We start from the raw sequence: 25631 nt of genomic DNA on the forward strand, positions 1-25631 counted from the left end.
AAGGGGTGAGTCTACGGATAGAATGGCCGGCCCGGACAGGCCAGTTTTCTTCTTGTGAGCAGACCGCATGCCTAAGACCTTCGAGCTGGATACGCTGAAGATGCGCATGAACGATGCGGAGCTCCAGCGCCTGGAGCTGCATCAGAGGATCCAGCGGGCGCTGCGCGCCCTGATCCTGGACGGCGCGCTGGAGCCGGGCCTCAGGCTGCCCGCGACCCGCGGATTGGCCAAATCGCTGGGGGTGGCGCGCGATACGGTGGAGAACGCCTATGTGCAGTTGCATCGCGACGGCTACATCGTGCGGCGCGAGGGCTCGGGCAGCTACGTGTCGCAGACCGTGAGCACCGAACTGCGCGGCGCCGCGCGCAGGCGTGCGAAGTTGGATGGCAAGCTGGGCGCGCTACCGCCTGGGGCGGGGCTGAGCCGGCGCGGGCGCATGATCCTGGACAGCGGCGGTGTGGCGGACCAGCAGGTCATCAAGGCGTTCGCCACGGGCCTGCCGGAAACCCGCACCTTTCCCACCGACGTTTGGGAACGGTTGCAGCGCCAGGTCCTGAAGGACTACCGCAGCCATGTGCTGCTGCATGGCGACCCGCAGGGCGCCGAGCCCTTGCGCCGCGCCATCGCCGCCTACCTGAACCTGGAGCGCGGGGCCAAGGTCTTGCCCGAGCAGGTGCTGGTGTTGAGCAGCACCCGCCAGGCCCTGTTCCTGTGCGCGCAATTGCTGGCGGACGCCGGCAAGCCCATCCTGATGGAAAACCCCGGCTACTTCGGCGCCCGCAAGGCCTTCGAATCCGCGGAAACGCGCATCGTGCCCATTGACGTCGACGCGCAGGGCATACGCATGGACCTGCTGCGCGCGGACCGCAGCGGCGCCAACTGCGTGTACGTGACGCCGTCGCACCAATACCCCACCGGTGTAACGTTGTCGCTTGAGCGCAGGCTGGATCTGATCGGCTGGGCGGCGGAACACGGCAAGTGGATCATCGAGGACGACTACGACAGCGAATTCCACTACGACGGCCTGCCTACAGCCTGCGTGCAGGGGCTGGACATGCACCAGCGCACCCTCTACCTGGGTACGTTCAGCAAGACGCTGTATCCGGGCCTCAGGATGGGATACATGGCGCTGCCGCCCGGCCTGGTCGATGCCTTTGCCCGCGCGCGCAGCATCATGGACGGGCATACGCCGCAGATCCTGCAGCTGACGCTGGCGCGCTTCATGGACGACGGCCATTACAACTCGCACGTGCGGGCCATGCGAAAACTGTACGCGGGACGGCGGCAGGTGTTGCTGGAGTCGCTGGGCAAGCAGCTCGGCGGAGTCGTGCAGGCCTACAGGCCTCCCGGAGGGTTGCAGATTCCATGCCTGCTCGAGCGCGGATGGTCCGAGGAACAGACCATCCGCCAGGCCGAGGCCGCAGGCCTGCGGCTGCCCGGACTGAGCCGGCTCTATGCGGGCGATCACAAGCAGCAGGGCTGGCTGCTGGGCTATGCCTCGCTGACGGCCTACGAGATCGAAGCCGCGGTGCTGCGGCTGTCGAATGCACTGAAGCGCTAGGGCGCTTCAGTACGGCAGCGGGAAGCGCCTGGCCAGCCCGGCCACGCCTTCGCGGATGGCGCTTTCCGTGCGGGCGTCGACGGCCCCGGCGCGTACGCCGCCCAGCAAGGCCAGGATCATGTCGCCGATTTCCTGGAATTCGGCGGGCCCCATGCCGCGCGACGTGCAGGCGGCGCTGCCCACGCGTATGCCGGAGGTGACGGCAGGCTTGGCGGCATCGTTGGGGACGGCGTTCTTGTTCAAGGTGATGCCAACCTGTTCCAGCGCTTGCTCCGCGGTATTGCCGGCCAACCCCCAGGGCCGCAGATCGACCACGCCCAGATGGCAGTCCGTGCCGCCAGACACGATGGACAGGCCGCCTTCGGCCAGCCGGCGGCACAGAACGCGCGCATTCTCGACCACGGCGTGGGCGTAGGTGCGGAAGGCGGGCTGCAGCGCTTCACCCAGGGCCACGGCCTTGGCGGCGATGATGTGCATCAGCGGACCGCCCTGCAGGCCCGGGAATACGGCCGCATCGATCTTGCGGGCGAGCTCGCTGTCGTTGGTCAGGATCATGCCGCCGCGCGGACCGCGCAAGGTCTTGTGGGTGGTGGTGGTCGTGACGTGCGCATGCGGCACCGGCGAGGGATACGCGCCGGCCGCGGCCAGGCCGGCGAAATGGGCCATGTCCGCCATGAAGATCGCGCCCACCTCATCGGCAATGGCGCGAAAGCGTGCGAAGTCCAGCGTGCGCGAGTAGGCCGAGCCGCCGGCGATGATGAGCTTGGGTCTTTCCTGGCGCGCGATGCGCTCGACCTCGTCCATGTCCACCCGGTGCGTGGCGGGATCGACGCTGTAGCTCAGCGCCTGCAGCCAGCGTCCCGACATGTTGACCTTGGAGCCATGGGTCAGGTGTCCGCCCGCCTTCAGGTCCAGGCCCAGGATCTTGTCGCCGGGCGCCAGCAGCGCCAGGTAGACCGCCTGGTTGGCTTGGCTGCCGGAGTGGGGCTGTACGTTGGCGTAGCGGGCGCCGAACAGACGCGTGGCGCGCTCGATTGCGATTTCCTCGGCCACGTCGGCGTTGACGCAGCCGCCGTAATAGCGGCGGCCGGGGTAGCCTTCGGCGTACTTGTTCGTCAGCACGGAGCCCTGGACTTCCAGCACCGCGCGGCTGACGAAGTTCTCGGAGGCGATGAGTTCTATCGAGTGCCTCTGCCGGCGCCGTTCGGCGTCGATGGCGCCCCAGATGCCGGGATCGGCCTGCGCCAGGGGCTGGGCGTTGACACTAGGCAGCGCGAGGCTGTCGGGAAGATCGGTGTTCGTCACGGTGGTTCCTGTTTCGATTGGCAAGTGGCGACGGGAGGTCAAGAATTGGCGGCCAGCGCTCGCTGGCCCCCATGGATCAGCAGGTGCGCGGTCAGGCCGGCGACCAGGCCCCAGAACGCGCCGCCCACGCCCAGCAGCGTGACGTTGGCGGCAGTGGCCAGAAAGGTGATGAGCGCGGTTTCGCGGGTGCGGGCGTCGGCCATGGCGTTGGCCAGGCTGCCGCCGATCGCGCCCAGCAGGGCAAGGCCGGCCAGCGTGGTGATGAACGCCTTGGGCAGCACCATGAACAAGGTCGCCAGCGTGACGCCGAAGGTGCCCACCAGGATGTAGAACACGCCGCAGGCCAGGCCCGCGAGGTAACGCTTGGCCGGATCCGGATGCGCATCCCGGCCGGTGCAGATCGCGGCGGTGATCGCCGCGACGTTGAAGGCGTGCGCGCCGAAGGGCGCCATGATGAGCGAGCCCAGGCCCGTGACGGTGAGGATGGGATTCGCGCTGGTCTGGTAGCCGTCGTTGCGCAACACCAGCATGCCGGGCATGTATTGCCCTGTCAGCGTGATGATGAAAAGCGGCAAGGCGACGCCCAGCAGCGCCTGCAGCGAGAACCGCGGCATCTCGAATACCGGCGCGGCCAGACTGAGGTGGACCGCCGAGAAGTCGATGCGGCCTTGCGCGATGAGCAGTCCCAGGCCGATGACCAGGATGCCGACCACCGCGAAGCGCGAGGTGTAGCGCTTGAGCAGGGCGTAGGAGATGACCAGCACGATCACCAGCAGCGGATCGGCGCTGGCCCCGCCGAAGGCATTGACGCCGAATTGCAGCAGGATGCCGGCCAGCAGGCCGGCGGCGATGCCGCCCGGAATCATGCGCACCAGCTTCTCGAATGCGCCGGACAGGCCGAGCACGATGAAGCCCAGCGCCGACAGGATGTAGGCGCCGATGACCTCGCCGTAGGGCGTGAACGGCATCACGGTCGCCAGGAACGCCACGCCGGGCGTGGACCAGGCCGTGATGACGGGCGCCTTGTAGCGCCAGCTCAGCAGCGCGCCGGTGATGCCGACGCCGATGGAAACCGCCCACACCCAGGACGCGGTCTGGGCCGGCGTCAGCCTGGCCAGCTCCGCCGCCTGGAACACCAGCACGAAGGTGCCACCGTAGTTCACCAGCACCGAGATCAGGGCTGCGACGGTGGGGGAAAAGAAATCGGCGGGTCTAAGGCCAGCCGGTGATGCGTTCATGGTTCACTCCGCGTTCGTGGTGGGGCCAGGCCGCGTGGCGGCCGGGCTTGAACGGGGAGTCTAGGGTGCTGGCGGTATGTCGATACCTGCCACATTCAGGAAAGTGAGCAGACCGCTTTCTGACGGGAACAGCGCTGCGCGGAATGCGGGACAGGATCAGCGCCAGGCTTGCCGCAGGGCTTGCGCGATCGCCGATGCCTGGCGCAGCCCGGCCTCGGCGGCGTCGGCGCGCCGCGCAGGGTCCAGCACGTTGTCGCCGATGGCCTGTACGCTGGCCGCGTCGGGCAGCACGGCGTGGACCAGGCTGCCGGCCTCGCACAGGGTCTGCAGTTCGCGCCGCAGATGGCCGCTGACAGGATTTCCTTCCCGATAACCCAGCGGCGCCAGCACCACGACCTGCTGGTAGCCGGCCGCCATATCGGCATTGGTCATGGAACGGATGCCGCCGTCCATGTAGGTCGCGCCGCCGATGGGCACGGCTGGCCAGGCGCCCGGCACGGCGCAGCTGGCGGCGATGGCATCGATGAAATCGACCTGGTCGGCGGCGCTGAAACTGCGCCCTTCGCCGGTGGCCGTGTCGACCGCGACCACCAGCAATGGACGGGAGGGCCAGTTGCTTGCGCCCAGACGGGAGGCGATGATGGCGCGGCGTTCTGCCAGTGTGGGCGTGGCGGAGCGCCGCGCATAGGCGCCGATGCGCCGGCGCGCCTGCCCCAGGTCAGCGCCCACTTTGCCGTACAGCTCGCGGTTCTTGTCGTCAGCCGCCTGTTGCGAGTACGGACGGTATTGTTCGGCGCCTGTCCCGCACAGCTGCGTCGCCAGCAGCTGCATGGGCGGGACGCCCAGCGCCAGTTGCGCGCCGGCGACGGAACCGGCGGAGCAACCGATGAACAAGTCCGCGCAGCAGAGGTCGACGTCGTGGCGCTCCAGGCCCGCCAGAATGCCGATCTCCCAGGCCAGCCCTGTCACGCCGCCGCAGCCCAGCACCAGGCAACGCTTCTTCTGCGCTTGTGGCATTCAGGCAATCTCGACGCGGTCGGATGCGGACGGCTTGGCTTCGCCCACGCGAGACGCCGGGCGGTAGTGGTAGTCGCCCATGTCCGTCTTGCGCAGCATGTGCCAGTAGTCGTCGTTGCGGAACGGGGTGGGCGCCACCACCTTGCCATGCGCGTTGCGATACCAGTTGCTCATGCCTTTGTGGGTCCAGATCATGCGGTCGTGGGCGGCCTGGACGCGGGCGTTATAGGCGTCGTGCCTGTCCCTGCGGACTTCAATCTCGAAGCGTCCGCCGGCCTTGTCCAGTCCTTGCTGCAATAGGCCCATGACATAGCGCACCTGGGTCTCCAGCAGGGCGACGACGCTGCCGCCATGGCCCAGGGCGGTGTTGGGACCGGCCAGGATGAACAGGTTGGGAAAGCCGGGCGCCGCGACTCCCATGAAGGCCTCGGCTCCCTTTTCGTCCCAGGCCTCGCGGATCGAGCGTCCGCCGCGGCCATAGAGCTTGAACGAGGACAGCAGATTGATCGCGTCGAAACCGGTGGCGACCACCAGCACGTCCAGTTCGTGCGCCTGGCCGTTGTCGCTCACCACTGCGTTTTCCGTGACCCGCGCGATGCCGCCAGTGACCAACTCGACATGGTCCCGCGCCATGGTTCGGAACCAGCCGTTGTCCATCAGCATGCGTTTGCCGAAGGGCGGGTAGTCGGGCAGAACGTCGGGCAGCAGATCCTGGCGTTCGCCGAGTTCCGCCTTGATGTAGCTGGTGAAGTGTTCGCGGTGCTTGTCGTTGATCTCATTGATGGCGCGCTCGGGGTGCGGCCATTGCGGATCGATTTGCAGCGTCGCGTGGACCCGGTCGTTGAAGATCCAGGCCAGGCGTTGGCGATACCACTCCTGGTAATACGGTACCTCGCGCAGCAGGAAGCGGACGTCCTCTGGCACGGGCTTCTGGAATTTCTCGAACGGCGCGGCCCATTGCTTGGAGCGCTGGAACACGGTCAGGGAGCGGACCTGGTCGGCGATGGCGGGCACGACCTGCATGGAGCTGGCGCCGTTGCCGATGATGCCCACGTTCTTGCCGCGCAGGTCCAGGCCTTCCGGCCAGTTCGCCGTATGGAAGCAGGGGCCCTTGAAACTCTCCAGGCCGGGTATGGGGGGCAGCTTGGGTACGTTCAACAGACCGACCGCGCTGATGACGATGTCCGCCACATAGTCCTGGACCTGGCCGTCCTGCCCGACCGTGCGTACGTTCCAACACAGTGCGGCTTCGTCGTAGCGGGCGGACTCCACGCGCGTGTTGAAGCGGATGTTGGAGCGCACGCCATGCTGGTCGGCGACGCTTTCGAAATAGCCCTGGATCTCGCCTTGCAGGGCGAAGTAGCGCGACCAGTCGTGCTTGGCGAACGAGTACGAGTAGATGTGGTTGGGGGTGTCCACGCCCGCGCCGGGGTAGCGGTTCTCGTACCAGGTGCCGCCGACTTCGGCGTTCTTCTCGATCACGACATAAGGAATGCCCGCGCCTTGCAGGCGGATCGCGGCGCACAGGCCGGCCACGCCGGCGCCGATGACCAGGACCCGATAGCCTCGCGGCACCCGGAACGCATTGCGTTGCTCCAGCGCGAAGTCCGGATCCAGTCCCAGCCAGGCGGCGATCATGGGGCCGTACGAGTCGGGAACGGTTTCCCCGATGCTGGTGCGCAGCATCGCGACCAGCTGTTCGTGCGTGGGGGCGGGCAGTCTGGGCGGGTGGCCGCTGCGGCTGCGCAGGATGGCCGAGTACGCGGCTTCACGGATTTCCTCCTGCACGGCTTGCGGCAGCCCGCCGGGGTCGTTGTCTTCGAGGCCACGGATGCGCGAACACTGGTAGCGTTCGGACAGCCACTGCGTGTCGCCCGTCAGGTGCACCAGCACCATGAGCAAGGTGGGGATGTTGGCGCTGGCCAGCGCGCGCTTGAGCGTGGCCTCCCACACGTCGTTGCCGAGCGGTTTTGCCGGGGCCGGAGTATCGCGATGCATGTAAGGGTCCTTCCTGGAATGGCGTGGGGGTTGGGGGTGTCGGCCTACTCGGCGGTTGCGCCGGACTTCTTGATCAACTCGGCCCATTTGGCGCTGTCGCTGACGATGAAGGCGCCGAAATCGCCCGGCTTGGTGAACAGGGCGTCCAGGCCCATTTTCTTGAACTGCTCCTGCACGTCGGGCGCCGCCTTCATCTTCTGCAGGGATGCTTGCAGCCTCGCGACGACCGCGGGCGGCGTGCCGGCCGGGGCCACGATCCCCAGCCAGGGCATGGCGTCGTAGCCGGGCAGGCCGGATTCCTCGACCGTGGGCAGGTCGGGCAGCACCGAGGACCGCGTCTTGGTGGTGACGGCGAGCGGCCGTACCTTGCCGCTGTCGAGAAAGGGCTGCGCGGCCGCGATGTCCACGAACAGCATGTCGACTTCACCGCCTGCCAAGGAGGTCAGCGCCGGAACGCTGCCCTTGTAGGGGATGTGGGTCATCTTCAGGCCGGTCAGCGCGGCAAATAGCTCGCCCTCCAGGTGGTTGGACGTGCCGTTGCCGGAAGAGGCGAAGGTCGCCGACTTGCCGTCTTTCTTGAGCGTGGCGATCAATTCCTTCACGCTGGACGCCTGCACCTGCTTGCCCGTCACCAGCACGTGAGGCACGCTGGCGATTAGCGAAACGGGCTGGAAATCCTTGACCGGGTCATAGTTCGCGGTGTTCTTGTACAGGCTGGGAGCGATGCCCAGGGACGATGCCGCCATCAGCAGCGTATAGCCGTCGGCCGGCGCCTTGGCCACATAGGCCGAGGCGATCATGGTGCCGGCGCCGGGCTTGTTGACCACTACCACCGGTTGGCCCAGATCTGCCTGCAGCTTGGCTGCGACCTGCCGGGTCATCACGTCGGTGACGCCGCCCGGCGTGAAGGGCACCACGATGTTGATGGGCTTGTTGGGATAGTCCTGGGCGTGGGCGGCTGCGCCCGTGCAGATCAGGGTTGCGGCCAGGCAATGCGATAGCCATTTCATGGATTGTCTCCTGTGGTTTTCTAGGTGGGGTGTTCAGATGGCGCCTGCGCTGAGGTTCCGGTGCCGGATCAATCCCCAGACCGTGTTGGCGTGGGGCATGTCCAGGTTCAGCTTTGCTGCGATCTCGATCATGGCGCCGACGATGGCGTCGATTTCCAACGGCTTGTTTTGCAGCGCGTCCTGCAACATCGAGGTCTGGGCGGCGCCCGCGCTGGCGGCTGCCTGCATGCGTTGCTCGACCGTCACCGGCAGCGCAAGCCCGAGCGCCTGGCCCAGCGCCAGGTACTCGCCCAGCATGGCGCGCGCCAGTTTGCCGAGATGGGGATCGCGAACCATGGCCTCCATGGTGGCGTGGGCCAGCACGCTCAAGGGGTTAAAGGTGGCATTGCCCATCGCCTTGACCCAGACCGCTTGGTGGATGTCGCCGCTGACCTCGCATTGCAGGCCTGAAGCTTGCAACAGTCCGGCGAGCCGGTCGGCCCGCGCAGACCTGGAGCCGTCCGGTTCGCCGAGTATGAGAGTGTTGCGTGCGTTCTGGGCCGCGATGCCAGGCGCGGTGGCGTTCGCTGCGATGTACACCACGGCGCCCAGCACCCGCTCCAATGGCAGCGCTTGCCTGAGGGCACCGCGGCCATCTACCGTTTGCAGCGGCATGTTGCCCAGCGGGCTGTCCAACGTGGGCAGATACCACCAGGGGATGCCGTTTACGGCCGGCACCACGACGCCTTGCGGCGCCAGCATCGGCGCCAGGTGCGCGGCGATATCGTCCAGCGCCTGTTGCTTGACCGCAAGAATCAGGTAGTCCGCGCCGCGCACCTGACGCGGATCGTCGGTGGCGCGCACCGGGTAGTGGCGCGTGGCGCCGTCAGCCGTCAAGCCGACGCCATGTTGCCGCAGGGCGGCCAGCGTTTGTCCGCGGGCGATCATGGTCACCTCGCAGCCAGCCTGGGCCAGGCGCGCGGCGAGCAGACAGCCGATCGCGCCCGCACCATATACCGCGACGCGGCATTGATGAGCATCTTCCATTTCTACTCTACGAAAAGTGGCCGCCAGGGGGCGGCGCGGTTGCCGCTATTCCTGGTATTCGGGCCGGATGCGTTGCAGCAGCCGGAGCAGGGGAGGCCAGTGCTTGTGGCGGGACGGACGGTCGAGGCGGTCGAACTGGCGGCCGACCTTCTCGGCAACTGCGGCGGAGGGTGTTACAAGCGGCAGGCCGCCGGCCAGCGCCGCGACCTGCGCCTGGCAGGCGCGCTCCAGATAGAACATGGCGTCGAAGGCGTCTGGCACGCTGGCGCCGCAGACCAGCAGGCCGTGATTGCGCAGGATCATCGCGCTGTGGGGGCCGAGATCGGCGATCAGGCGCTGCTGTTCGTCCATGTCGAGCGCGACGCCTTCGTAGTCGTGGTAGCCGATGCGGTTATGAAAGCGCATGGCATGCTGCGAAATCATGAGCAGGCCGGCCTCTTGCGCGGATACCGCGATGCCGGCCGCGGTATGCGTATGCATGACGCAGGCCGCGTCGTGGCGGACGCGATGGATGGCGCTATGGATGACGAAGCCGGCGGGGTTGATGCCCAGGCCGGTCTGGTCAAGCAGGATGCCGCCGTCTATGTCCACCTTGACCAGGTTGGACGCGGTGATTTCGTTGAACATCAGCCCGTAGGCATTGATCAGGAAGTGCGGCTGGGCGCCGGGAACCCTCGCCGAGATATGCGTATAGATGTGGTCGGTCATACGCATTTCGACAGCCAGGTTATAGGCTGCGGCGAGGTCTACGCGCACTGCCCATTCCTCGGCCGAAACCTGGTCCTTGATCGATGCCTCTTGCACGGCAGCTCCTCCAGTTTTGCATTCTTCTTGGTCTGGCCGGCGCTTCTGCTGCGTGGCCTCTTTGAACCGGAGTATAGGTTTTCCGACTGCTGGCGACTAAGCAAACGTTTTGATGGAAAAGCATAAATCCCATCAATCATTCAGCCTTGCCGGCATGCATGAAAAACCTTGATGGATATGCATAAAAACGTTTAGCTAGTGCCGCGAAATGCCGCTACCTATACTGATTTTCCTACTCATGGGCGCAGCCGCAAGGAGCCGGCGCGCCGTTGAAAAATCAGAATAGCCGGAGGCTGGATGGACGCAGCAGGAAACCGCGGGATCACGGATTTGCTCGATGAACAGGCGCTGTGCCACGGGCATAAGCTGGCGATCGTGCATGAGTACCAGAACGGCGACATCAGCCAGTTGAGCTTCATCCAGTTGCGCGAGGCGGCCCGCGCATTCGCCGCGGGCTTGCAGGCGCGCGGCGTGCAGCCGGGCGACCGCGTATTCGTTTTCATGGGCAACACCGCAGAGTACGTGCCGCTGTGGATGGGCCTGATGCTGGCGGGCGCCGTTATCGTGGCCGGCAACATCCATCTCACTGCGCCGGAAGTAGCCTATCAGCTTGAGCATTGTCAGCCCGCGCTGGCGCTGGTCGAGCCCGCGCACGAAGCGTTGATCCGCGAAGTCCGCGACGCGATGGATCAAGGCCCGGAAATCGTGCCGGTGGCGCGCGGCAGCCTGGGGCCGGAAGGAGTGAGCGGCGCGTTGGCGGCGACGTCCGCGGATTACCGCGAGCCCGAGCTATGCAGCGACGACCTTGCGCAGATCCTGTACACGTCGGGTACTTCGGCGCGGCCCAAGGGGGTGATGCTCACGCACGCCAACCTGCTCTGGTGTGGCCAGGCGGGCGCGGCCAACAGCGGCATAGGCCGCGCTGACCGCGTGTTCAACAACAAGCCGCTGTTCCACGCCAACTGCCAGGAAACCGTGCTGTCCTGCCTGACCGCGGGCGCCACCGCGGTGATCGGGGAACGCTATAGCGCCACGCGCTACCTGCGCCAGCTCATCGAACACCGCATCACGATATGCAGCCTGTCCGGCATGCTGTGCCGAACCTTGTTGAACCAGCCGCCCACGCCTTTCGATACGGCGCATCAGGTGCGGTACGCGGGCTATGCCATCAATATTTCGGAAGCCGAGATCGCGGCGTTCATCGAGCGTTTCCGTATCCCGTTGCGCAACGGCTACGGGCAGTCCGAGACCATGCTTTACATCACCTTGCAGCCGCATGCCTCGCCCTCGGCCTATCCGTCCATCGGGCGCGCCACGCCCGACCGCGAAGTGTTCGTGGTCGACGACGACAACCGGCCGGTGGCCGTGGGCGCAGTCGGCGAGATCGTGGTGCGCGGACGTCCTGGGCGCACGCTGACCCTGGGCTACTACCGCGACCCGGCGGCGACGCAGGCGGTGTTCGAGGGCGGCTGGCTGCACACGGGGGACCTCGGCTACCAGGATGCCAAGGGCAACTTCTTTTTCTTCGGCCGCAAGAAGGAAGTGATAAAGCGGGCTGGCGAGAACATCTCGGCGGCGGAGGTGGAAGAGGCCTTGATGGGGCATCCCGCCGTGCGCGACGTGGCCGTGGTGGGCATACCCGATCCGGTGCGCGACCAGTCGGTCAAGGCTTTCGTCGTGCTGCACGCCGGGCACCAGGCGGATGCGGATGCCATCAAGACCTATTGCGCCGGGCGGCTCGCATATTTCAAGGTACCCGAGCACGTGCAGTTCATGACTGAGTTGCCGCGCAACGCCAGCGGCAAAGTGCAGAAGCGCGCGCTGCTCGACGCCTGAGCGCGGCCGCAAGTCATCAGGCGTGGCCGGTAGCCGCCTTGCCCAGGCGGGCAAGGGCTTCGGCGACCTGATGGACGACGGACTGGCCCTGGTTGCGGTGGATGGCGATGGTGAACTCCAGCGTCAGCGGCGTCTGCGCCGGGTCCACCAGCACCAGAGTGCCGGCGCGAACTTGTTCGGCCACCATCATTTCCGGCAACTGCGCGATGCCGCCGCCGGCCTCGACGACTTCGATCAGGCTGTTCAGGCGATTGCAGCTGCAGATGTTGTCCAGGTTGGCGCCCATATCGCGCAGCTCGTCCTGCGCCGGTCCGAAGAAACCCGACGGGCGCGATACGCACCACAGCGGCTCGGTTTGCAGTAGCGATTGCATGGTGCGAGGCTGGCCTTCAGCGTTGCTCAGCAGCCGGGACGAGACCATCCACGACATGCGGGTCGTACCCAGCGACTCGCAAATGAACTGGTCGTCGCGCAGATGATTGGCCATGATCGCGATGTCCAGCGCGCCGGACGTCAGGTGCTCCTGCAGCTTGACCGCGAGGTCCAGCTCGATCTCGTAGGAAACGCGCGGCAGGGCGCGGCGCAGCTCGGGCACTACGCGTGAAAACCAGGTCATGGAAATCTCGCCCATGCCGATGCGCACCGTGCCGGCAGCGTTATTGACGGCCTCCGCGTCGGTGAAGGCGTCTTCCACTGCCAGCAGCAGCGGTTCCACGCGTTCGACGAAACGGCGCGCGGGCACCGTAAGTTCCAGCCGGCGACCGCGCTTCTCGAAGAGAGGAAAGCCCAGCGACTGCTCCAGCTCCTTCATGCGCGCCGAGACGGCGGGTTGGGAAGTGTGCAGCCGTTCGGCTGCGGCGCGGAAACTGCCCAGCTTGGCGATCTGGCACAGGGTTTCGGCGTTGGTCAGATTCGGACGGGGCATGGGCGCATGGTGTGGTTTTTGGGCGGTATGTTAAGGCCAAAGGACGCGGACGGGCTGTCCGCGCCGCGGTTTCATTCGGATTTCTGGCTCTCTTCGCGCAGTATCTGGCCCAGGCGGCGCGCGCCAGGTCCTGCTGCGTCGGGATCGGGGTAGACCAGGTACAGCGCGCCCCAGCGCTGCGCGCCATCCAGCAGCGGCAGCGGCTTCAATTCGCCCGAGGCCAACTGTTCGCGGATCCAGTCCTGCGGATACCACGCGAAGCCCATGCCCATGCACGCCGCGCGTATCGACGTGCTCTTGTGACTGACGGTGATGCGCTGCTCGGCGACGTCCCAGACGCTGGGCCGCACGCGCTGGCGGCCGCTGTCGCGGATCACCAGATGGCGATGCGCCTTGAGGTCTTCGAGCGACAGCGGACGGTTCATCTGGTGCAGGGGATGCGACGGCGCGGCCGCGGCGATCGCGCAATAGCGCAGCAGCGCGTCGCCGACATGGCCGGCCGGAATGTGATCGGCGCAGATGGCGAGGTCGGCCTCGCCCGAGAGCAACAGTTCATCCGTGCCGCCGACCACTGATTCGTGAAGTTCGATGCGTGTCTCGGGGAACTCGCCGGCAATCCTGTCCAGGCAGCGCAACAGCAGGTCCGTCGGGAACAGGCTTTCCACGGCCAGCGTCAGCATCTGCTCCCGTCCCTTGGCCAGATTGGCCGCCGCCCGTTCCAGGCGTTGGGCCTCGCCCACCAGCGACTTGCCGCGCCGGTAGAGGATCTTGCCGTCGTCCGTGAGCAAGGCCTTGCGCCCGTCCATGGCGAACACGGCCACGCCCAGCCGCTCCTCGATCTGGCGGATCGCGTAGCTGATGGTCGACTGCGATTTGCTGAGCGCGTCGGCGGCCTGGGCATAGCCGCCCGCGTCCACCACGGCGACCAGGGCCTGCCATTGCTCCAGCGAAATCCGAGGCGGCATATATATCTACCAGTTAGATAGGTTTTAACGAAATATTGAACTATTTTATCTGATGGGTAGATGATTCAATGGCTCATCGTCATCGCGACACAAAGGGCCGACATGAACATCCTGGTTATCGCCGCCAGCGCGCCTGCTGGCTCTTACTCCGCCACGCTTGCCGAGCGCTACGTGGCCGGCGTCCTGGCTGGCGGCCGGGCCCGCGTCGTCTGGGCGGACCTGGACGCGGAGTCCTTCGACCCGCGCATGACCGCGGCCGACCTGGCCTTCTATCGCGGCAACGGCAACTTGCCCGGCGACGCGCGGCGTGAGCAATTGCGGGTGGAGGCCGCCGACCTGATCGTGCTGGCGTTCCCGGTCTACTGGTGGAGCATGCCGGCGCTGGTCAAGGGCTGGATCGATCGCGTGTTCACCAAGGGATGGGCTTTCGGCGTCGGCGACGGGCAGCCCGGCCGGCTGGCCGGAAAGCGCGTGCGCCTGATCGCGACCGGCGGCGCCGGCGCGCAAGCCTATGACGGACACGGCTACCGCGCCGCGATTGCCACGCAGATCGAACACGGGGTCTTCCATTACAGCGGCGTGAGCGATGTGCGCACGCACCTGTTTCTTGATGTCGAGAGCGGTGACGACGAGGCGCGCGTGCGCGGCCTGTCGGATGCGCACGCGCTCGGCTTGTCGTACGCGGCGCCTGGCTCACGAGCCGCGCGCTGACCCTTTCTCTTCCTACTCTTTTCAATGAGGTCCGCCATGTCTATCGCCACCCGGGAAATCCACTTGAAGCATCGCCCCACGGGGCTGCCCACGCCAGCCGACTTCGCGCTGGTCGAAACAACGCTGCCCGCGCCCAAGCCGGGGCAGATCCTGGTCCGCAATCTGTGGATGTCGGTAGATCCGTACATGCGCGGCCGCATGGATGAACGCAAGAGCTACATCGATCCGTTCGCGCTGGATCAGGTGATGGACGGCGCGGCGGTCGGCGTGGTCGAGCAGAGCGCCGATCCGCGCTTCGCCGCAGGCGACCGCGTGGTGCATTTCGCCGGGTGGCGCGAGCACGCGCTGATCGACGCGGCGCACGCCACCCCTGTCGCCGACGACGGCATTCCCTTGCAGACCTATCTGGGCGCGCTGGGCTTTCCGGGCTTGACGGCCTACGTGGGGCTGACGCGGATCGCCAACGCGCAAGCAGGCGAGACCATTTTCGTGTCCGCAGCCAGCGGCGCGGTCGGCAGCGTGGTGGTCCAGATGGCCAAGCAGATGGGGTTGCGCGTGGTGGCGTCCGCGGGGTCGGAGGACAAGGCGCGCTGGCTGCGCGACGTGGCCGGGGCCGACGCGGTCATCGACTACCGCAACGCGCCTGACCTGACCGCGGCGCTGGCGCAGGCCGCGCCGCAGGGCATCGACATCTACTTCGACAACGTTGGCGGCGACCACCTGGACAGCGCGCTGGCGCTGGCTCGCGATCATGCGCGTTTCGTGTTGTGCGGCATGATCTCGGGTTACAACGAGGGCAAGCCGGCCGTCGGCGTGCGCAACCTGTTTTCGGCCATTGAAAAGCGCATCAAGCTGCAGGGCCTGATCGCATCCGATCACATTGACGTACTGCCGGAATTCGTCCCCCGGATGAGCGCGTGGATCAAGGCCGGACAGGTGCAGCTGCGGGAAACGGTGGTGGATGGGCTGGAGCGTGCGCCCGAGGCTTTCATCGGGTTGTTCAAGGGCGCCAACACGGGAAAGATGCTGGTCAGGCTGACCAAGTCCTGAAGATCCAGCCGGCACATGCGGGCGGATGGCTCGGTGAAATCCGCCATTTCCCGCCGCCAGGCCTGCCGATACACTGGCCGCTCGCCATCCTAACGAGACAGCCATGAGACATCTACTTCCCGCCCTGGGCGCCGCGCTTGCCTTTACGTTCGGCGCGCAGGCATCGGCCCAGCAAGCCCAGCCCGCGGCCTCCGTGCCGCGCGATCCGTTCTTCTGGCTGGGCGAGATCAACAAGGCCACCGCCGTCATCAACACGGACGAGGGGCTGCTGGACAAGTCCATGGCGCCGCGACTGGCGGCCGGCGTGGCCAAGGTGATCAACGACGGCAACCAGCCCGGCGCCAAGCGGCCGGCCAGCGTCATTACCTTCGAGCCGCTGCTGATCAAGGCGGCGGGCGAGGACGTGACGCTGCTGCACGCGGGGCGCTCCAGCCAGGACATGCACGCGACCTACCGCAGCGCCATCCTGCGCGACAAGCTGCTGGACCTCGCGGCCCAGTTGAACGCCACCTCCACCACTCTGGTGGAACTGGCGGGCAAGCATGCCGCGACCATCGTGCCGAACTACACCAACGGCGTGGCCGCGCAGCCCAACAGCTATGGCCACTATCTGCTGGGGCAGGCCGCCGGCCTGGCGCGCGACGCCCAACGCATCCGCGAGGCCTACGTGCGCATCGACCGTTCGCCCATGGGCACGACGGTGCTCAACGGCACCAGCTGGCCGCTGGACCGCAAGCGCATGGCGCAATACCTGGGCTTTGCCGCGCTGGTCGACAACGCCTATGACGCCTCGCAGATCTCGTCCATGGATCAGCCCGTCGAAGTCGCGTCCATCGTCACCAGCATCGCGCTGCGCACGGGCAATTTCGTCGAGGACGTGATGACGCAGTACGCCCAGCCGCGTCCCTGGATCCTGCTGGAAGAGGGCGGCGGCAATACCTACGTGTCCAGCGCCATGCCGCAGAAGCGTAATCCCGGCTTGCTCAACGACACCCGCAGCGATGCGTCCACCGCCGTGACACTGGCCATGGGGCCGGTGGTGCAGACGCACAACATCACGCCCGGCATGAGCGACCCGAAGGACGTGAAGCAGAATTCCGCCATGGTGGACGCCGGCATTTCGGCGCTCAAGCGCTGGGACCGGGTGCTGAAAGCGATGGTTCTCAGCCCCGAGCGGGCGCTGGAGGAACTGAACAGCGACTGGACCGCCTCGCAGGAACTGGCCGACGTGCTGATGCGCAAGTACAAGCTGCCGTTCCGCGACGGCCACCACTTCGCGTCCGAGGTCGTCAGCTACGCCAAGACCAACAACATCAAGCCGCTGGACTTTCCGTACGAACAGGCGCGCCGCATCTATGCGGATGCCATGAAGGACTCGAAGTACGGCAACGAACTGCCGATGAGCGAGGCGGAGTTCCGCTCGACGCTGGACCCCGTGGCCATCGTCAAGAACCGCGCCACTTCGGGCGGTCCGCAACCGGCGGAAATGGACCGCATGCTGAAGGAAGCGCGCGCGCAGCTGGCCGAGCAGGACGCCTGGATCAAGGCGCGCCGCGCCTACATCAATGATGCGCTGGCGGAGCTGGACAAGAAATTCGGCGCGCTGGTGGCCAGCACGCCGAAGCAGTAGAACCAGCAGGAAGGGCGCTTCCCGGCGTCTGCCGGGAAGTCCCGCTCAGCCGCGGGCCGGGAAGGGCGCCGCGAAGCGGCGCAGCCGCAGCGCGTTGCTCAGGACGAACACGCTGGACAGGGCCATCGCGCCCGCCGCGAACACCGGCGACAGCAGGCTGCCATTGACCGGGTACAGCAGGCCCGCCGCTACCGGGATCAGCGCCACGTTGTAGGCGAAGGCCCAGAACAGGTTCTGCTTGATGTTGCGGATGGTGGCCTTGGACAGGGCGATGGCGTTGGGCACGCCGCCCAGGTCGCCCGACATCAGCACCACGTCGGCGGCTTCGATGGCGATGTCCGTGCCGGTGCCGATGGCCAGGCCCACGTCCGCTTCGGCCAGGGCCGGCGCGTCGTTGATGCCGTCGCCCACGTAGGCGATGGGGCCGTACTGCTGCTTCAGGCGCTGCACCGCCGCGACCTTGCCGTCGGGCAGCACTTCGGCGACGACTTCGTCGATGCCGAGCTGGCGGGCGATGGCTTCGCCGGTGCGGCGGTTGTCGCCGGTGATCATGGCGACCTTCAGGCCCAGGTCATGCAGGGCGCGAATGGCGGCGGCCGTGGTTTCCTTGATGGGGTCGGCCACGGCGATCATGGCGGCCAGCTTGCCGTTGACGGCAGCGTACAGCGGCGTCTTGCCTTCGTCGCCCAGGCGCGCGGCGTCCGAGCCGAAGGATTCGACGCTCAGGCCCAGTTCGCGCATGAAACGGTCGGCGCCGATCTCGACCAGGTCGCCGTCGACACGGGCGCTGACGCCAAAGCCGGTGATCGATTCGAATTGCGAGATCGTGCCCAGCGCGATGTCCTCGGCGCGCGCCGCGTCCACGATGGCTTGCGCGATCGGGTGTTCGGACTTGGCTTCGACGGTGGCGACCTTGCCCAGCACGGCGGCGCGTTCGAAGCCCGGCGCGACGATCAGGTCGGTCAGCTCGGGGCGGCCCTTGGTCAGCGTGCCGGTCTTGTCCACGGCCACGACCTGGGCGTCCTTCAGCGACTGCAGCGCTTCACCCTTGCGGAACAGCACGCCCATCTGCGCGGCGCGGCCCGTGCCCACCATGATGGAGGTCGGCGTTGCCAGGCCCATGGCGCAGGGGCAGGCGATGATCAGCACGGCCACGGCATTGACCAGCGCGAAGGTCAGGGCGGGTTCGGGGCCGAACGTCAGCCAGATGATGAAGGTCAGGACGGCGGCCGCCATGACGGCAGGCACGAACCACATCGTGATGCGGTCCACCAAGGCCTGGATCGGCAGCTTGGAGCCTTGCGCCTGTTCGACCATGCGGATGATTTGCGCCAGCAGCGTGTCGCCGCCGACCTTGGTGGCGCGGAACGTCAGCGCGCCATTCTGGTTGACGGTGCCGCCGACCACTTCGGAGCCGGGCTGCTTTTCGACCGGCACGGGTTCGCCGCTGATCATGGACTCGTCGATGTAGCTGTTGCCTTCCACGACCTCTCCGTCCACCGGGATGCGCTCGCCGGGGCGGACTTCGATCAGGTCGCCCGCCACCACTTCCTCGATGGCGAGTTCCAGCGTCGTGCCGTTACGCACGACGCGCGCGGTCTTGGCTTGCAGCCCGAGCAGGCGCTTGATGGCTTCGGACGTATTGCCCTTGGCGCGCGCCTCCATGTAGCGGCCCAGCAGGATCAGCGCCACGATGACCGCGGCGGCCTCGTAATAGACGTTGACGGTGCCGGCGGGCAGCAGCCCGGCCGCGAAGGTGGCGACCACCGAATAGGCATAGGCGGCGGAGGTGCCCACCGCGACCAGCGAGTTCATGTCGGGCGCGCCGCGCAGCAGCGCGGGGATGCCCTTCTTGAAGAAGCGCAGGCCGGGGCCGAACAGCACGATGCTGGACAGCACGAATTGCAGGTACCAGCTGTTCTGCGTGCCAATGGTTTCGGCGATGACGTGGTGGAACGCCGGCACGATGTGCGCGCCCATTTCCAGGATGAACACGGGCAGCGCGAAGATCGTGGCCACGGTCAGGGCGCGCTTGAGCGACTTCAGTTCCGCGGCCTGGCGTTCGGCCACGGCGTCGGTGTCGCTGGCTTCGGCGGCCAGCGGCTTCGCTTCGTAGCCAGCCTTGGCCACGGCCTGGATCAGGGCGCTGGCGGGCACGCCGCCGGCTGCGGTGATGCTGGCGCGCTCGGTGGCGAGGTTGACGCTGGCGCTGCTGACGCCGGGCACCGCCTTCAGGGCTTTTTCGACGCGGCCCACGCAGGAGGCGCAGGTCATGCCGGTGACCGACAGTTCGATCGTGGTTTCGGCGACGGCATAACCCGCCTTCTGCACCGCCTGCACGGCGGCGGCAACGTCCGGCGTGCCTGCAAACGTGATGTCGGCGCGTTCGGTCGCCAGGTTGACGCTGGCCTGGTTGACGCCCGGCACGGCCTTCAAGGCCTTTTCGACCCGGCCCACGCACGAGGCGCAGGTCATGCCTTCGATAGGCAGGCTGACCGCGACGCTGTCTGCTGGGATGGCACTCATATCCGCTCCTTGAAAACTTGGAATTTCCTGCTGATGGGTGTCACTATAAAGATTCCAATGATGTCAAGGTCAAGCGTTTGATCGGACGGGTTTTGACCTGGCTCAGCCCAGCCTGCCCAAGGCGGGGAAGGTCAGCAGCATCCAGATGGCGAAACGGGCCAATTGGCCGGTGGCGATGGCCCAGCCCATCACGATCAGGATCAGCCCGGTCAGGATCCGCAGGATCTGGCCGGCGCGCTTCAAACCCTGCATGCGACGCAGGAAGGGGCTCATGAACCAGGCTGCGGCTAAAAAGGGGACGCCTAACCCCAGCGCGTAGACGCCCAGCAGGGCCGCGCCCTGGCCCACGCTGGCTGACGCCGCGCCCAGCGCCAGGATGCCGGCCAGGATCGGGCCGATGCAAGGGGTCCAGCCGAAGCCGAACGCCAGGCCCAGAACGGCGGCGCTGCCGGGGCTGCCCTTGCCCGCCGGATCGAACCGGTAGTAGCGTTGGGTCCAGGCGGGCAGGCGCAGCACGCCCAGCAGCATCAGGCCCGCCAGCGCAATGATGGCGCCTGCGGCCAGGTTCAGTTCGTAGCGGTAGGACAGCAGCAGGCGGCTCAGCGCCGTGACGCTGGCGCCGAAGATGACGAAGACGGCGGAGAAACCGGCCACGAAGCAGGCCGCCAGCCCCAGCATGCGCCAGCGCAGCGTGCGGCCATCGTCCGCGGACGCGCCGGATCCGCCCGCGATGTAGGACAGGTAGCCTGGCACCAGCGGCAGCACGCAAGGCGACAGGAACGACGCGGTCCCCGCGATGAAGGCAGTGGCGAAACCGACGAGGGACAGGTCAAGCATGACGCGCCGCCGCGGTCATGGCGCCGCGCCTTCGCGCTGGCGCTCGCGGGCCAGCGCGATGCCCTCGTTGACCGTGCGCGCCATGTCGCTGCCGGCAGGCAGCCTGGCCAGCAGGCGCTGCCAGAAATCGATGGCTGCCGGGAAGTCGCGCTGGTCGAAGCGGCTTGCGCCCGCCAGCACCAGGGCCAACGGCTCCTCGGGGTTGAGGTCCAGCGCGCGCCGCAACAGCTGGTCAGGCTGCCCGCCGAAGCCCCGATTGGCGCTGAGCACCAGGGATTCGGCGTATTCGGCCAGCGCTGCCGGGTTGCTGTCCACCACCGGCGCGGCCCGGGCAAAGGACTGGACCGCGTCGGCGTGCCTGCCGAAGTAGCGGTGGGACCGGGCCAGCATCAGCCATCCCTGATAGTCGTCGGGATTGGCGGCCAGCCGGGCCTCCAGTTTTGCCACCATGGCCTGGATGTCGGCGGCGGTGACTTGGGGCTGTGCGGCAGGCGCCGGGGGCGGCGCGATGGCGCCAGGATTGCCCAGGGCGACATAGACCAGTATGGCTGCCAGCGGCAGCGCGATGGCCAGGCTGGCGGGCAGCAGACGGCCGCGGCCGGGCGCGGGTGCATGCCCTTGCGCCTGGCTGGCTTCTTCCAGCGCCAGGCGCTGCAGTTCGGTGCGCGCTTCCACGAAGGCGTCTTGCGACAGGATGCCGTTTGCGCGGTCCCGTTCAAGTTCGTGCAGCTGGTCGCGCAGCACCGCCACGTTCGCCGCCCGGCGCTTGTCCGCGGCGCTGGCGGCGGGCGTGCGCCGCAACGCGGCGATCAACCATAGGGTCACGACGGCGGCCATCAAGGCGGCCGACAGATAGAAAAACTGCATCATGTTCCAGGTCCTTTTTCAGCGTCGATGCCGAGCAGGGCGTCGGCGGCTCGGCGCTCCGCAGGCGTCAGCGCGGGGCGGTGCTGGCGCAGCCTGCGCCGGCGCAAGGTCAGGGCCAGCGCGGCCAGCCCGGCGGCCAGCAGCGCGGCGGGGCCGAACCAGAGCAGCAGCGTGGAGGCTTTCAGGCGCGGCCGGTAGAGGATGAAGTCGCCGTACCTGGCCTCCATATAGGCCAGGATGTCGGCCTCGGACTTGCCGGCGTCCAGTTGCTGGCGGATCTGACGCCGCAGATCGACGGCGAGGTCGGCGCGCGAGGCGGCGATGGATTCGTTCTGGCAGACCAGACAGCGCAGTTCCGAGGCGATCTCGGTGACGCGGCGGTCCTCGGGCGAGCCATGGGCGGCCGCGCCGTGGCCCAGCGCCAGCGAGAGCGCGAATACGCGCAGGAGTATCTTCATTGCAGCCCCCGGATCAGCGGAAGCAGGGTGTCGCGCAGGGATTCGCGCGTCACCGGGCCGATGTGCTTGTAGCGGATGGTCCCGGCCTGGTCGATGACGAAGGTCTCCGGCACACCGTAGACGCCATAGTCGATGCCGACCTTGCCGTCGGTGTCGGACACGGAGGCCTCGTAGGAATCGCCGTTGCGCGCCAGCCAGGCGATGGCTTCGTCCCGTATGTCCTTGTAGTTCAAGCCTATGACAGGCACGCCGTGCTGCGATGACAACTCCTGGATATAGGGGTGTTCCGTCAGGCAGGCATAGCACCACGACGCCCAGACGTTCAACACCCAGACCCGGCCTTTCATGCGCTCAGGCGTGAAGGTCTTGCGGGGTTCATGCAGTTCGGGCAGGGCGAAAGCGGGCGCGGGCTTGTCGATAAGTGGAGACGGCACTTCGGACGGGTTGAGGGTCAGGCCTATTCCCAGAAAGAACACCAGCACCACGAAGCCCGCCAGGGGCCAGATATAGCGGCTCATGGCCGAGCCTCCACCGGCGCCTGCGGTGCTGTGCGTTGCGGTTGCTTTTTTTCGCGGCGTTTCAGGCGGTAGCGCGGATCGCTGATCGCCAGCAGGCCGCCCAGGGCCATGAGGATGCAGCCGCCCCAGATCCAGTCCACGAAGGGCTTGTAGTACAGGCGCACGCTCCAGGCGCCTTGCTCCATGGGTTCGCCCAGGGCGACGTAGACGTGGCGCAGGCCGTTGGCGGCGATGGCCGCCTCCGTCATCGGCAGCGCCGAGGACGCATAGGTGCGTTTTTCGGGATGCAGGTCGCGCAGGCGCTTTTCACCGCGGTAGAGCGCGAAGGTACCCATATCGGATTCGTAGTTCGGGCCGCGCACGCGTGCCACGCCCATGAACTCGACGCGGTAGGAGGCCACCGGCGCGCTTTGCCCGGGTTGCAGCAGCAGATCCTGTTCGGTCTCGTAGCTGCCCACCAGCGCAACCCCGGCGACGAATACCGCCACGCCCAGATGAGCCAGATGCATGCCCAGCCAGCTGCGAGGCTGGCGCCACCAGCGGTCGCGGGTCGCGCGGATGCGCTTGGTCACGTCTGCGGCGATGGCGGCCGCCAACCACACGGCCAGTCCCAGCCCCAAGGCCGCGCCCGCGGACCAGCGGCCGAAGAGCAGGGGGGCGCCCGCGGCCGCCAGCACGGCCAGCAATGCGGGAATCGCAAGGCGCTTGAGCAGGCTGGCGGCATCGGCCGATTTCCAGTTGGCGATAGGCCCCACCGCCATGAGCAACAGCGCGGGCACCATCAGCGGCACGAAGACCGCGTTGAAGTAGGGCGGTCCGACCGACAGCTTGCCCAGGCCCAGCGCGTCGATGATCAGCGGATACAGCGTACCCAGCAGCACGCTCGCGGCGGCAACCGCGAGCAGCACGTTGTTGACCAGCAGGAGCGACTCGCGCGATACGAACGCGAACTGGCCGCCGTGACCTATCCGGGGCGCGCGCAAGGCATACAGGAACAGGGAGCTGCCGACCGTGACCGTGAACAGCGCCAGGATGAAAACGCCGCGCGCCGGATCCGTGGCGAACGCGTGCACCGAGGTCAGCACGCCCGAGCGCACCAGGAACGCGCCCAGTAGCGCCAGCGAGAACGTGCCGATCGCCAGCAACACGGTCCAGCTCTTGAAGCTGCTGCGCTTCTCGGTCACGGCCAGCGAATGGATCAGCGCCGTGCCGGCCAGCCAGGGGATGAAGGAGGCGTTTTCCACCGGGTCCCAGAACCACCAGCCGCCCCAGCCCAGCTCGTAGTAGGCCCACCAGCTGCCGACCGCGATGCCCAGGGTCAGGAACAGCCAGGCCGCCGTGGTCCAAGGCCGCGACCAGCGGGCCCAGACCGCGTCCAGATTGCCCGACAGCAGCGCGGCGATGGCGAACGCAAACGCCACCGAGAAGCCCACATAGCCCATGTATAGCAGCGGCGGGTGGAGGATCAGGCCGATGTCCTGCAGCAGCGTGTTCAGGTCCAGCCCGTCGGCCGGGGCCGGGACCAGGCGCTCGAACGGATTCGACGTCAGCAACACGAACAGCAGGAAACCCGCGCTGATCAAGCCCAGCACGCCCAGCACGCGCGCGACCATGGCGTCCGGCAATTGCCGCGACAGCAGGCTGACCGCGCAGGCCCAGCCGGTCTGCATGAACAGCCACAGCAGCAGCGAGCCTTCATGCCCGCCCCAGGTCGCCGCGATGCGGTAGAACAAGGGCAATTGGGAATTCGAGTTGTACGCCACATAGGCCACCGAATAGTCCTTGGCCGCGAACGACCAGACCAGCGCCGCAAGGCTGAAGGACACCAGCAGGAATTGGATCCGTGCGGCGGGCCGGGCAATGGCGATCCAGTCCGCACGGTCCAGGGCCGCGCCCCGCAGCGCGAGCGCGCCTTGCGCCAGTGCCACGAACAGCGTCAGGATCAGGGCGAAATGAGCGAGTTCCGGAATCATCGGGAGAGGGCCTCCTGGGGGGCGGTCTTCGGTGCGGCCTGCGATACGGCCTGATCGATCGCGTGCTGCGCCTCGGGCGGCATGTAGTTCTCGTCATGCTTGGCCAGCACTTCGTCGGCGCGGAACAGGCCATCGCCGTCCAGCCGGCCCTGCGCCACGACGCCCTTTCCTTCGCTGAACAGGTCCGGCAGGATGCCTTCATAGGCCACGGGGACGGTGTGGGCCGTGTCGGTCACGACGAAACGGACGGTCAGCGCGCCCGGCGTGCGCTGCACGCTGCCGGCTTCGACCATGCCGCCCACGCGGAAGGCGCGTCCTGCCGGCGCTTCGTTGTTGCTGACCTGGGTGGGCGTGTAGAAGAACACCAGATTGCTCTGGAAGGCGTTGAGCACCAGGGCGCTGGCCACGCCCACCGAAGCCAGGCCGCCCAGGGCCAGCCACAAGCGCCGCGTCCGCTTATTCATCGTTGTCCTCCCGCCGTTCAGCGGGGTGCGGCCCCGCCAGGATCGCGCGGCGGCGGCGCGCCAGCAGCAGCTGCTCGCTGCCCAGCAGGAACGCCGTCATCAGCAGCGATCCCCACACGTAAACCGCGTAACCGCCCATGGCGAGGAACTCGCCCAGACTGGACCAGTGCATCATTCGCTACTCCATTGTTCGCGGATCCAGGCCGCGTGCCGCTCGCGTTCGAGCACGATGCAGCGCAGGCGCGCCAGCGCCGTTGCGATGCTGTACATCCACGCGGCCAGGGACATCAGCAGCATGCCGGCGAGCATGATGCCGGCCATGCTGGGCGCTGCGGTCAGCGAGACCGAAGCGCCCTGGTGCAGGGTGCTCCACCATTGCACCGAGAAATAGATGATGGGAATGTTGACCACGCCGGCCAGCACCAGCACCGATCCGGCGCGGTCGGCACGCTGCGGATCGTCGATGGCGGCCTTCAACGCGATGTAGCCCGCGTACAGGAACAGCAGGATCAATTCCGAGGTCAGACGCGCGTCCCAGACCCACCAGGCGCCCCACATGGGCTTGCCCCACAGCGCGCCGGTCCACAGCGAAAGAAACGTGAACAGCGCGCCGGTGGGCGCCAGCGCGGCGATCATCATGGCCGATAGTCTGCTGTTGAAAACCAGGTGGATCAGCGCCCAGAACGCCATCACCAGATAAACGAACATCGACATCCAGGAGACCGGGACGTGGACGAAGATGATGCGGTAGCCCTGGCCCTGCTGAAAATCGGCAGGCGCGGCGATAAAGCCGATATAGAGGCCGGCCGCGGCCAGCAGGACCGCGGCCGTGGCGAACCAGGGGATCGCTTTTCCGGCCAGGGGATAGAAGGCCTTGGGCGAGGCATAGTGAAACCAGCGGATCATGGGCTC

The 25631-nt window shown here is 67.0% G+C and carries 23 protein-coding genes; 5 read left to right on the forward strand and 18 right to left on the reverse strand.

Going from position 1 to position 25631, the window contains the following annotated elements; genetic code table 11:
- Positions 1-67 precede the first annotated feature (67 nt).
- The gene (locus tag IAG39_RS03705; protein WP_118931545.1) at positions 68-1561 is read left to right on the forward strand and encodes a PLP-dependent aminotransferase family protein; all 1494 of its coding nucleotides are present in this window, start codon (positions 68-70) and stop codon (positions 1559-1561) included.
- A gap of 6 nt (positions 1562-1567) precedes the next feature.
- Here the strand turns inward: IAG39_RS03705 and IAG39_RS03710 are convergent, their stop codons facing one another.
- The 7 genes from IAG39_RS03710 to IAG39_RS03740 all read right to left on the reverse strand — a co-directional run bounded on the left by IAG39_RS03710 (position 1568) and on the right by IAG39_RS03740 (position 9959).
- Positions 1568-2866 carry a serine hydroxymethyltransferase gene (locus IAG39_RS03710; protein ID WP_165867765.1) on the reverse strand — a complete coding sequence of 433 codons (1299 nt, stop codon included), beginning with the start codon at positions 2864-2866 and terminating at the stop codon, positions 1568-1570.
- Positions 2867-2904: 38 nt separating this feature from the next.
- The gene (locus IAG39_RS03715; protein WP_059371200.1) at positions 2905-4104 is read right to left on the reverse strand and encodes a benzoate/H(+) symporter BenE family transporter; all 1200 of its coding nucleotides are present in this window, start codon (positions 4102-4104) and stop codon (positions 2905-2907) included.
- Positions 4105-4260: 156 nt separating this feature from the next.
- A complete protein-coding gene (locus IAG39_RS03720) occupies positions 4261-5121 on the reverse strand; it encodes a patatin-like phospholipase family protein (RefSeq protein ID WP_118931547.1) in 861 nt (286 codons plus the stop codon).
- Positions 5122-7119: a flavin-containing monooxygenase gene (locus IAG39_RS03725; RefSeq protein WP_118931548.1), complete on the reverse strand. Its 1998-nt coding sequence runs from the start codon at positions 7117-7119 to the stop codon at positions 5122-5124.
- Between the two features lie 44 nt (positions 7120-7163).
- Complete coding sequence (locus IAG39_RS03730; protein ID WP_118931549.1) at positions 7164-8129, reverse strand: Bug family tripartite tricarboxylate transporter substrate binding protein; 966 nt, start codon at positions 8127-8129, stop codon at positions 7164-7166.
- A 33-nt stretch (positions 8130-8162) separates the two neighbouring features.
- Positions 8163-9155: a ketopantoate reductase family protein gene (locus IAG39_RS03735; protein WP_118931550.1), complete on the reverse strand. Its 993-nt coding sequence runs from the start codon at positions 9153-9155 to the stop codon at positions 8163-8165.
- A 45-nt stretch (positions 9156-9200) separates the two neighbouring features.
- Complete coding sequence (locus IAG39_RS03740; protein WP_059371205.1) at positions 9201-9959, reverse strand: class II aldolase/adducin family protein; 759 nt, start codon at positions 9957-9959, stop codon at positions 9201-9203.
- Between the two features lie 297 nt (positions 9960-10256).
- Between IAG39_RS03740 and IAG39_RS03745 the strand changes: the two genes are divergently transcribed.
- Positions 10257-11795: an AMP-binding protein gene (locus IAG39_RS03745; protein WP_118931551.1), complete on the forward strand. Its 1539-nt coding sequence runs from the start codon at positions 10257-10259 to the stop codon at positions 11793-11795.
- Positions 11796-11811: 16 nt separating this feature from the next.
- Here the strand turns inward: IAG39_RS03745 and IAG39_RS03750 are convergent, their stop codons facing one another.
- Positions 11812-12720 carry a LysR family transcriptional regulator gene (locus IAG39_RS03750; protein WP_059371207.1) on the reverse strand — a complete coding sequence of 303 codons (909 nt, stop codon included), beginning with the start codon at positions 12718-12720 and terminating at the stop codon, positions 11812-11814.
- A 71-nt stretch (positions 12721-12791) separates the two neighbouring features.
- On the reverse strand, positions 12792-13685 hold the full coding sequence (locus IAG39_RS03755; RefSeq protein WP_118931552.1) for a LysR family transcriptional regulator: 894 nt from the start codon (positions 13683-13685) through the stop codon (positions 12792-12794).
- Positions 13686-13787: 102 nt separating this feature from the next.
- Here IAG39_RS03755 and IAG39_RS03760 point away from each other — a divergent pair, with 102 nt between their 5' ends.
- The 3 genes from IAG39_RS03760 (at position 13788) to IAG39_RS03770 (ending at position 17076) form a co-directional block, all read left to right on the forward strand.
- Positions 13788-14396: an NAD(P)H-dependent oxidoreductase gene (locus tag IAG39_RS03760; RefSeq protein ID WP_165867766.1), complete on the forward strand. Its 609-nt coding sequence runs from the start codon at positions 13788-13790 to the stop codon at positions 14394-14396.
- Between the two features lie 36 nt (positions 14397-14432).
- Positions 14433-15446: an NADP-dependent oxidoreductase gene (locus IAG39_RS03765; protein WP_118931554.1), complete on the forward strand. Its 1014-nt coding sequence runs from the start codon at positions 14433-14435 to the stop codon at positions 15444-15446.
- 103 nt (positions 15447-15549) lie between these two features.
- On the forward strand, positions 15550-17076 hold the full coding sequence (locus IAG39_RS03770; protein WP_118931555.1) for an argininosuccinate lyase: 1527 nt from the start codon (positions 15550-15552) through the stop codon (positions 17074-17076).
- A 45-nt stretch (positions 17077-17121) separates the two neighbouring features.
- Here IAG39_RS03770 and IAG39_RS03775 read toward each other — a convergent pair whose 3' ends face one another.
- The 9 genes from IAG39_RS03775 to ccmC form a co-directional block, all read right to left on the reverse strand.
- The gene (locus IAG39_RS03775) at positions 17122-19602 is read right to left on the reverse strand and encodes a heavy metal translocating P-type ATPase (RefSeq protein ID WP_118931556.1); all 2481 of its coding nucleotides are present in this window, start codon (positions 19600-19602) and stop codon (positions 17122-17124) included.
- Positions 19603-19704: 102 nt separating this feature from the next.
- Positions 19705-20439, reverse strand: a complete 735-nt coding sequence (locus tag IAG39_RS03780; RefSeq protein ID WP_118931557.1) for a cytochrome c biogenesis CcdA family protein — start codon at positions 20437-20439, stop codon at positions 19705-19707.
- 15 nt (positions 20440-20454) lie between these two features.
- Complete coding sequence (gene ccmI / locus IAG39_RS03785; RefSeq protein ID WP_118931558.1) at positions 20455-21309, reverse strand: c-type cytochrome biogenesis protein CcmI; 855 nt, start codon at positions 21307-21309, stop codon at positions 20455-20457.
- Positions 21306-21764, reverse strand: a complete 459-nt coding sequence (locus IAG39_RS03790) for a cytochrome c-type biogenesis protein CcmH (protein ID WP_118931559.1) — start codon at positions 21762-21764, stop codon at positions 21306-21308. Before IAG39_RS03790 ends, ccmI begins: the two co-directional genes overlap by 4 nt.
- On the reverse strand, positions 21761-22282 hold the full coding sequence (locus IAG39_RS03795; protein ID WP_118931560.1) for a DsbE family thiol:disulfide interchange protein: 522 nt from the start codon (positions 22280-22282) through the stop codon (positions 21761-21763). Before IAG39_RS03795 ends, IAG39_RS03790 begins: the two co-directional genes overlap by 4 nt.
- On the reverse strand, positions 22279-24255 hold the full coding sequence (locus tag IAG39_RS03800; RefSeq protein WP_118931561.1) for a heme lyase CcmF/NrfE family subunit: 1977 nt from the start codon (positions 24253-24255) through the stop codon (positions 22279-22281). The genes IAG39_RS03795 and IAG39_RS03800 overlap by 4 nt, the downstream gene beginning before the upstream one ends.
- Complete coding sequence (ccmE, locus tag IAG39_RS03805; protein ID WP_118931562.1) at positions 24252-24719, reverse strand: cytochrome c maturation protein CcmE; 468 nt, start codon at positions 24717-24719, stop codon at positions 24252-24254. The genes IAG39_RS03800 and ccmE overlap by 4 nt, the downstream gene beginning before the upstream one ends.
- Positions 24712-24894: a heme exporter protein CcmD gene (gene ccmD / locus IAG39_RS03810; RefSeq protein WP_316253428.1), complete on the reverse strand. Its 183-nt coding sequence runs from the start codon at positions 24892-24894 to the stop codon at positions 24712-24714. Before ccmD ends, ccmE begins: the two co-directional genes overlap by 8 nt.
- A complete protein-coding gene (ccmC, locus tag IAG39_RS03815; RefSeq protein ID WP_059371219.1) occupies positions 24891-25625 on the reverse strand; it encodes a heme ABC transporter permease CcmC in 735 nt (244 codons plus the stop codon). Before ccmC ends, ccmD begins: the two co-directional genes overlap by 4 nt.
- Between the last annotated feature and the right edge of the window lie 6 nt (positions 25626-25631).

The sequence above is a fragment of the Achromobacter xylosoxidans genome, assembly GCF_014490035.1.
Lineage (GTDB): Bacteria > Pseudomonadota > Gammaproteobacteria > Burkholderiales > Burkholderiaceae_B > Achromobacter > Achromobacter bronchisepticus_A.

Excerpts from the sequence above, each read along its gene's own strand:
- IAG39_RS03705 (WP_118931545.1), top strand. The coding sequence starts at position 68 with ATGCCTAAGACCTTCGAGCTGGATACGCTGAAGATGCGCATGAACGAT.
- IAG39_RS03715 (WP_059371200.1), bottom strand. The coding sequence starts at position 4,104 with ATGAACGCATCACCGGCTGGCCTTAGACCCGCCGATTTCTTTTCCCCC.
- IAG39_RS03720 (WP_118931547.1), bottom strand. The coding sequence starts at position 5,121 with ATGCCACAAGCGCAGAAGAAGCGTTGCCTGGTGCTGGGCTGCGGCGGC.
- IAG39_RS03725 (WP_118931548.1), bottom strand. The coding sequence starts at position 7,119 with ATGCATCGCGATACTCCGGCCCCGGCAAAACCGCTCGGCAACGACGTG.
- IAG39_RS03730 (WP_118931549.1), bottom strand. The coding sequence starts at position 8,129 with ATGAAATGGCTATCGCATTGCCTGGCCGCAACCCTGATCTGCACGGGC.
- IAG39_RS03735 (WP_118931550.1), bottom strand. The coding sequence starts at position 9,155 with ATGGAAGATGCTCATCAATGCCGCGTCGCGGTATATGGTGCGGGCGCG.
- IAG39_RS03745 (WP_118931551.1), top strand. The coding sequence starts at position 10,257 with ATGGACGCAGCAGGAAACCGCGGGATCACGGATTTGCTCGATGAACAG.
- IAG39_RS03750 (WP_059371207.1), bottom strand. The coding sequence starts at position 12,720 with ATGCCCCGTCCGAATCTGACCAACGCCGAAACCCTGTGCCAGATCGCC.
- IAG39_RS03755 (WP_118931552.1), bottom strand. The coding sequence starts at position 13,685 with ATGCCGCCTCGGATTTCGCTGGAGCAATGGCAGGCCCTGGTCGCCGTG.
- IAG39_RS03760 (WP_165867766.1), top strand. The coding sequence starts at position 13,788 with ATGAACATCCTGGTTATCGCCGCCAGCGCGCCTGCTGGCTCTTACTCC.
- IAG39_RS03765 (WP_118931554.1), top strand. The coding sequence starts at position 14,433 with ATGTCTATCGCCACCCGGGAAATCCACTTGAAGCATCGCCCCACGGGG.
- IAG39_RS03770 (WP_118931555.1), top strand. The coding sequence starts at position 15,550 with ATGAGACATCTACTTCCCGCCCTGGGCGCCGCGCTTGCCTTTACGTTC.
- IAG39_RS03775 (WP_118931556.1), bottom strand. The coding sequence starts at position 19,602 with ATGAGTGCCATCCCAGCAGACAGCGTCGCGGTCAGCCTGCCTATCGAA.
- IAG39_RS03780 (WP_118931557.1), bottom strand. The coding sequence starts at position 20,439 with ATGCTTGACCTGTCCCTCGTCGGTTTCGCCACTGCCTTCATCGCGGGG.
- ccmI (WP_118931558.1), bottom strand. The coding sequence starts at position 21,309 with ATGATGCAGTTTTTCTATCTGTCGGCCGCCTTGATGGCCGCCGTCGTG.
- IAG39_RS03790 (WP_118931559.1), bottom strand. The coding sequence starts at position 21,764 with ATGAAGATACTCCTGCGCGTATTCGCGCTCTCGCTGGCGCTGGGCCAC.
- IAG39_RS03795 (WP_118931560.1), bottom strand. The coding sequence starts at position 22,282 with ATGAGCCGCTATATCTGGCCCCTGGCGGGCTTCGTGGTGCTGGTGTTC.
- IAG39_RS03800 (WP_118931561.1), bottom strand. The coding sequence starts at position 24,255 with ATGATTCCGGAACTCGCTCATTTCGCCCTGATCCTGACGCTGTTCGTG.
- ccmE (WP_118931562.1), bottom strand. The coding sequence starts at position 24,719 with ATGAATAAGCGGACGCGGCGCTTGTGGCTGGCCCTGGGCGGCCTGGCT.
- ccmD (WP_316253428.1), bottom strand. The coding sequence starts at position 24,894 with ATGATGCACTGGTCCAGTCTGGGCGAGTTCCTCGCCATGGGCGGTTAC.
- ccmC (WP_059371219.1), bottom strand. The coding sequence starts at position 25,625 with ATGATCCGCTGGTTTCACTATGCCTCGCCCAAGGCCTTCTATCCCCTG.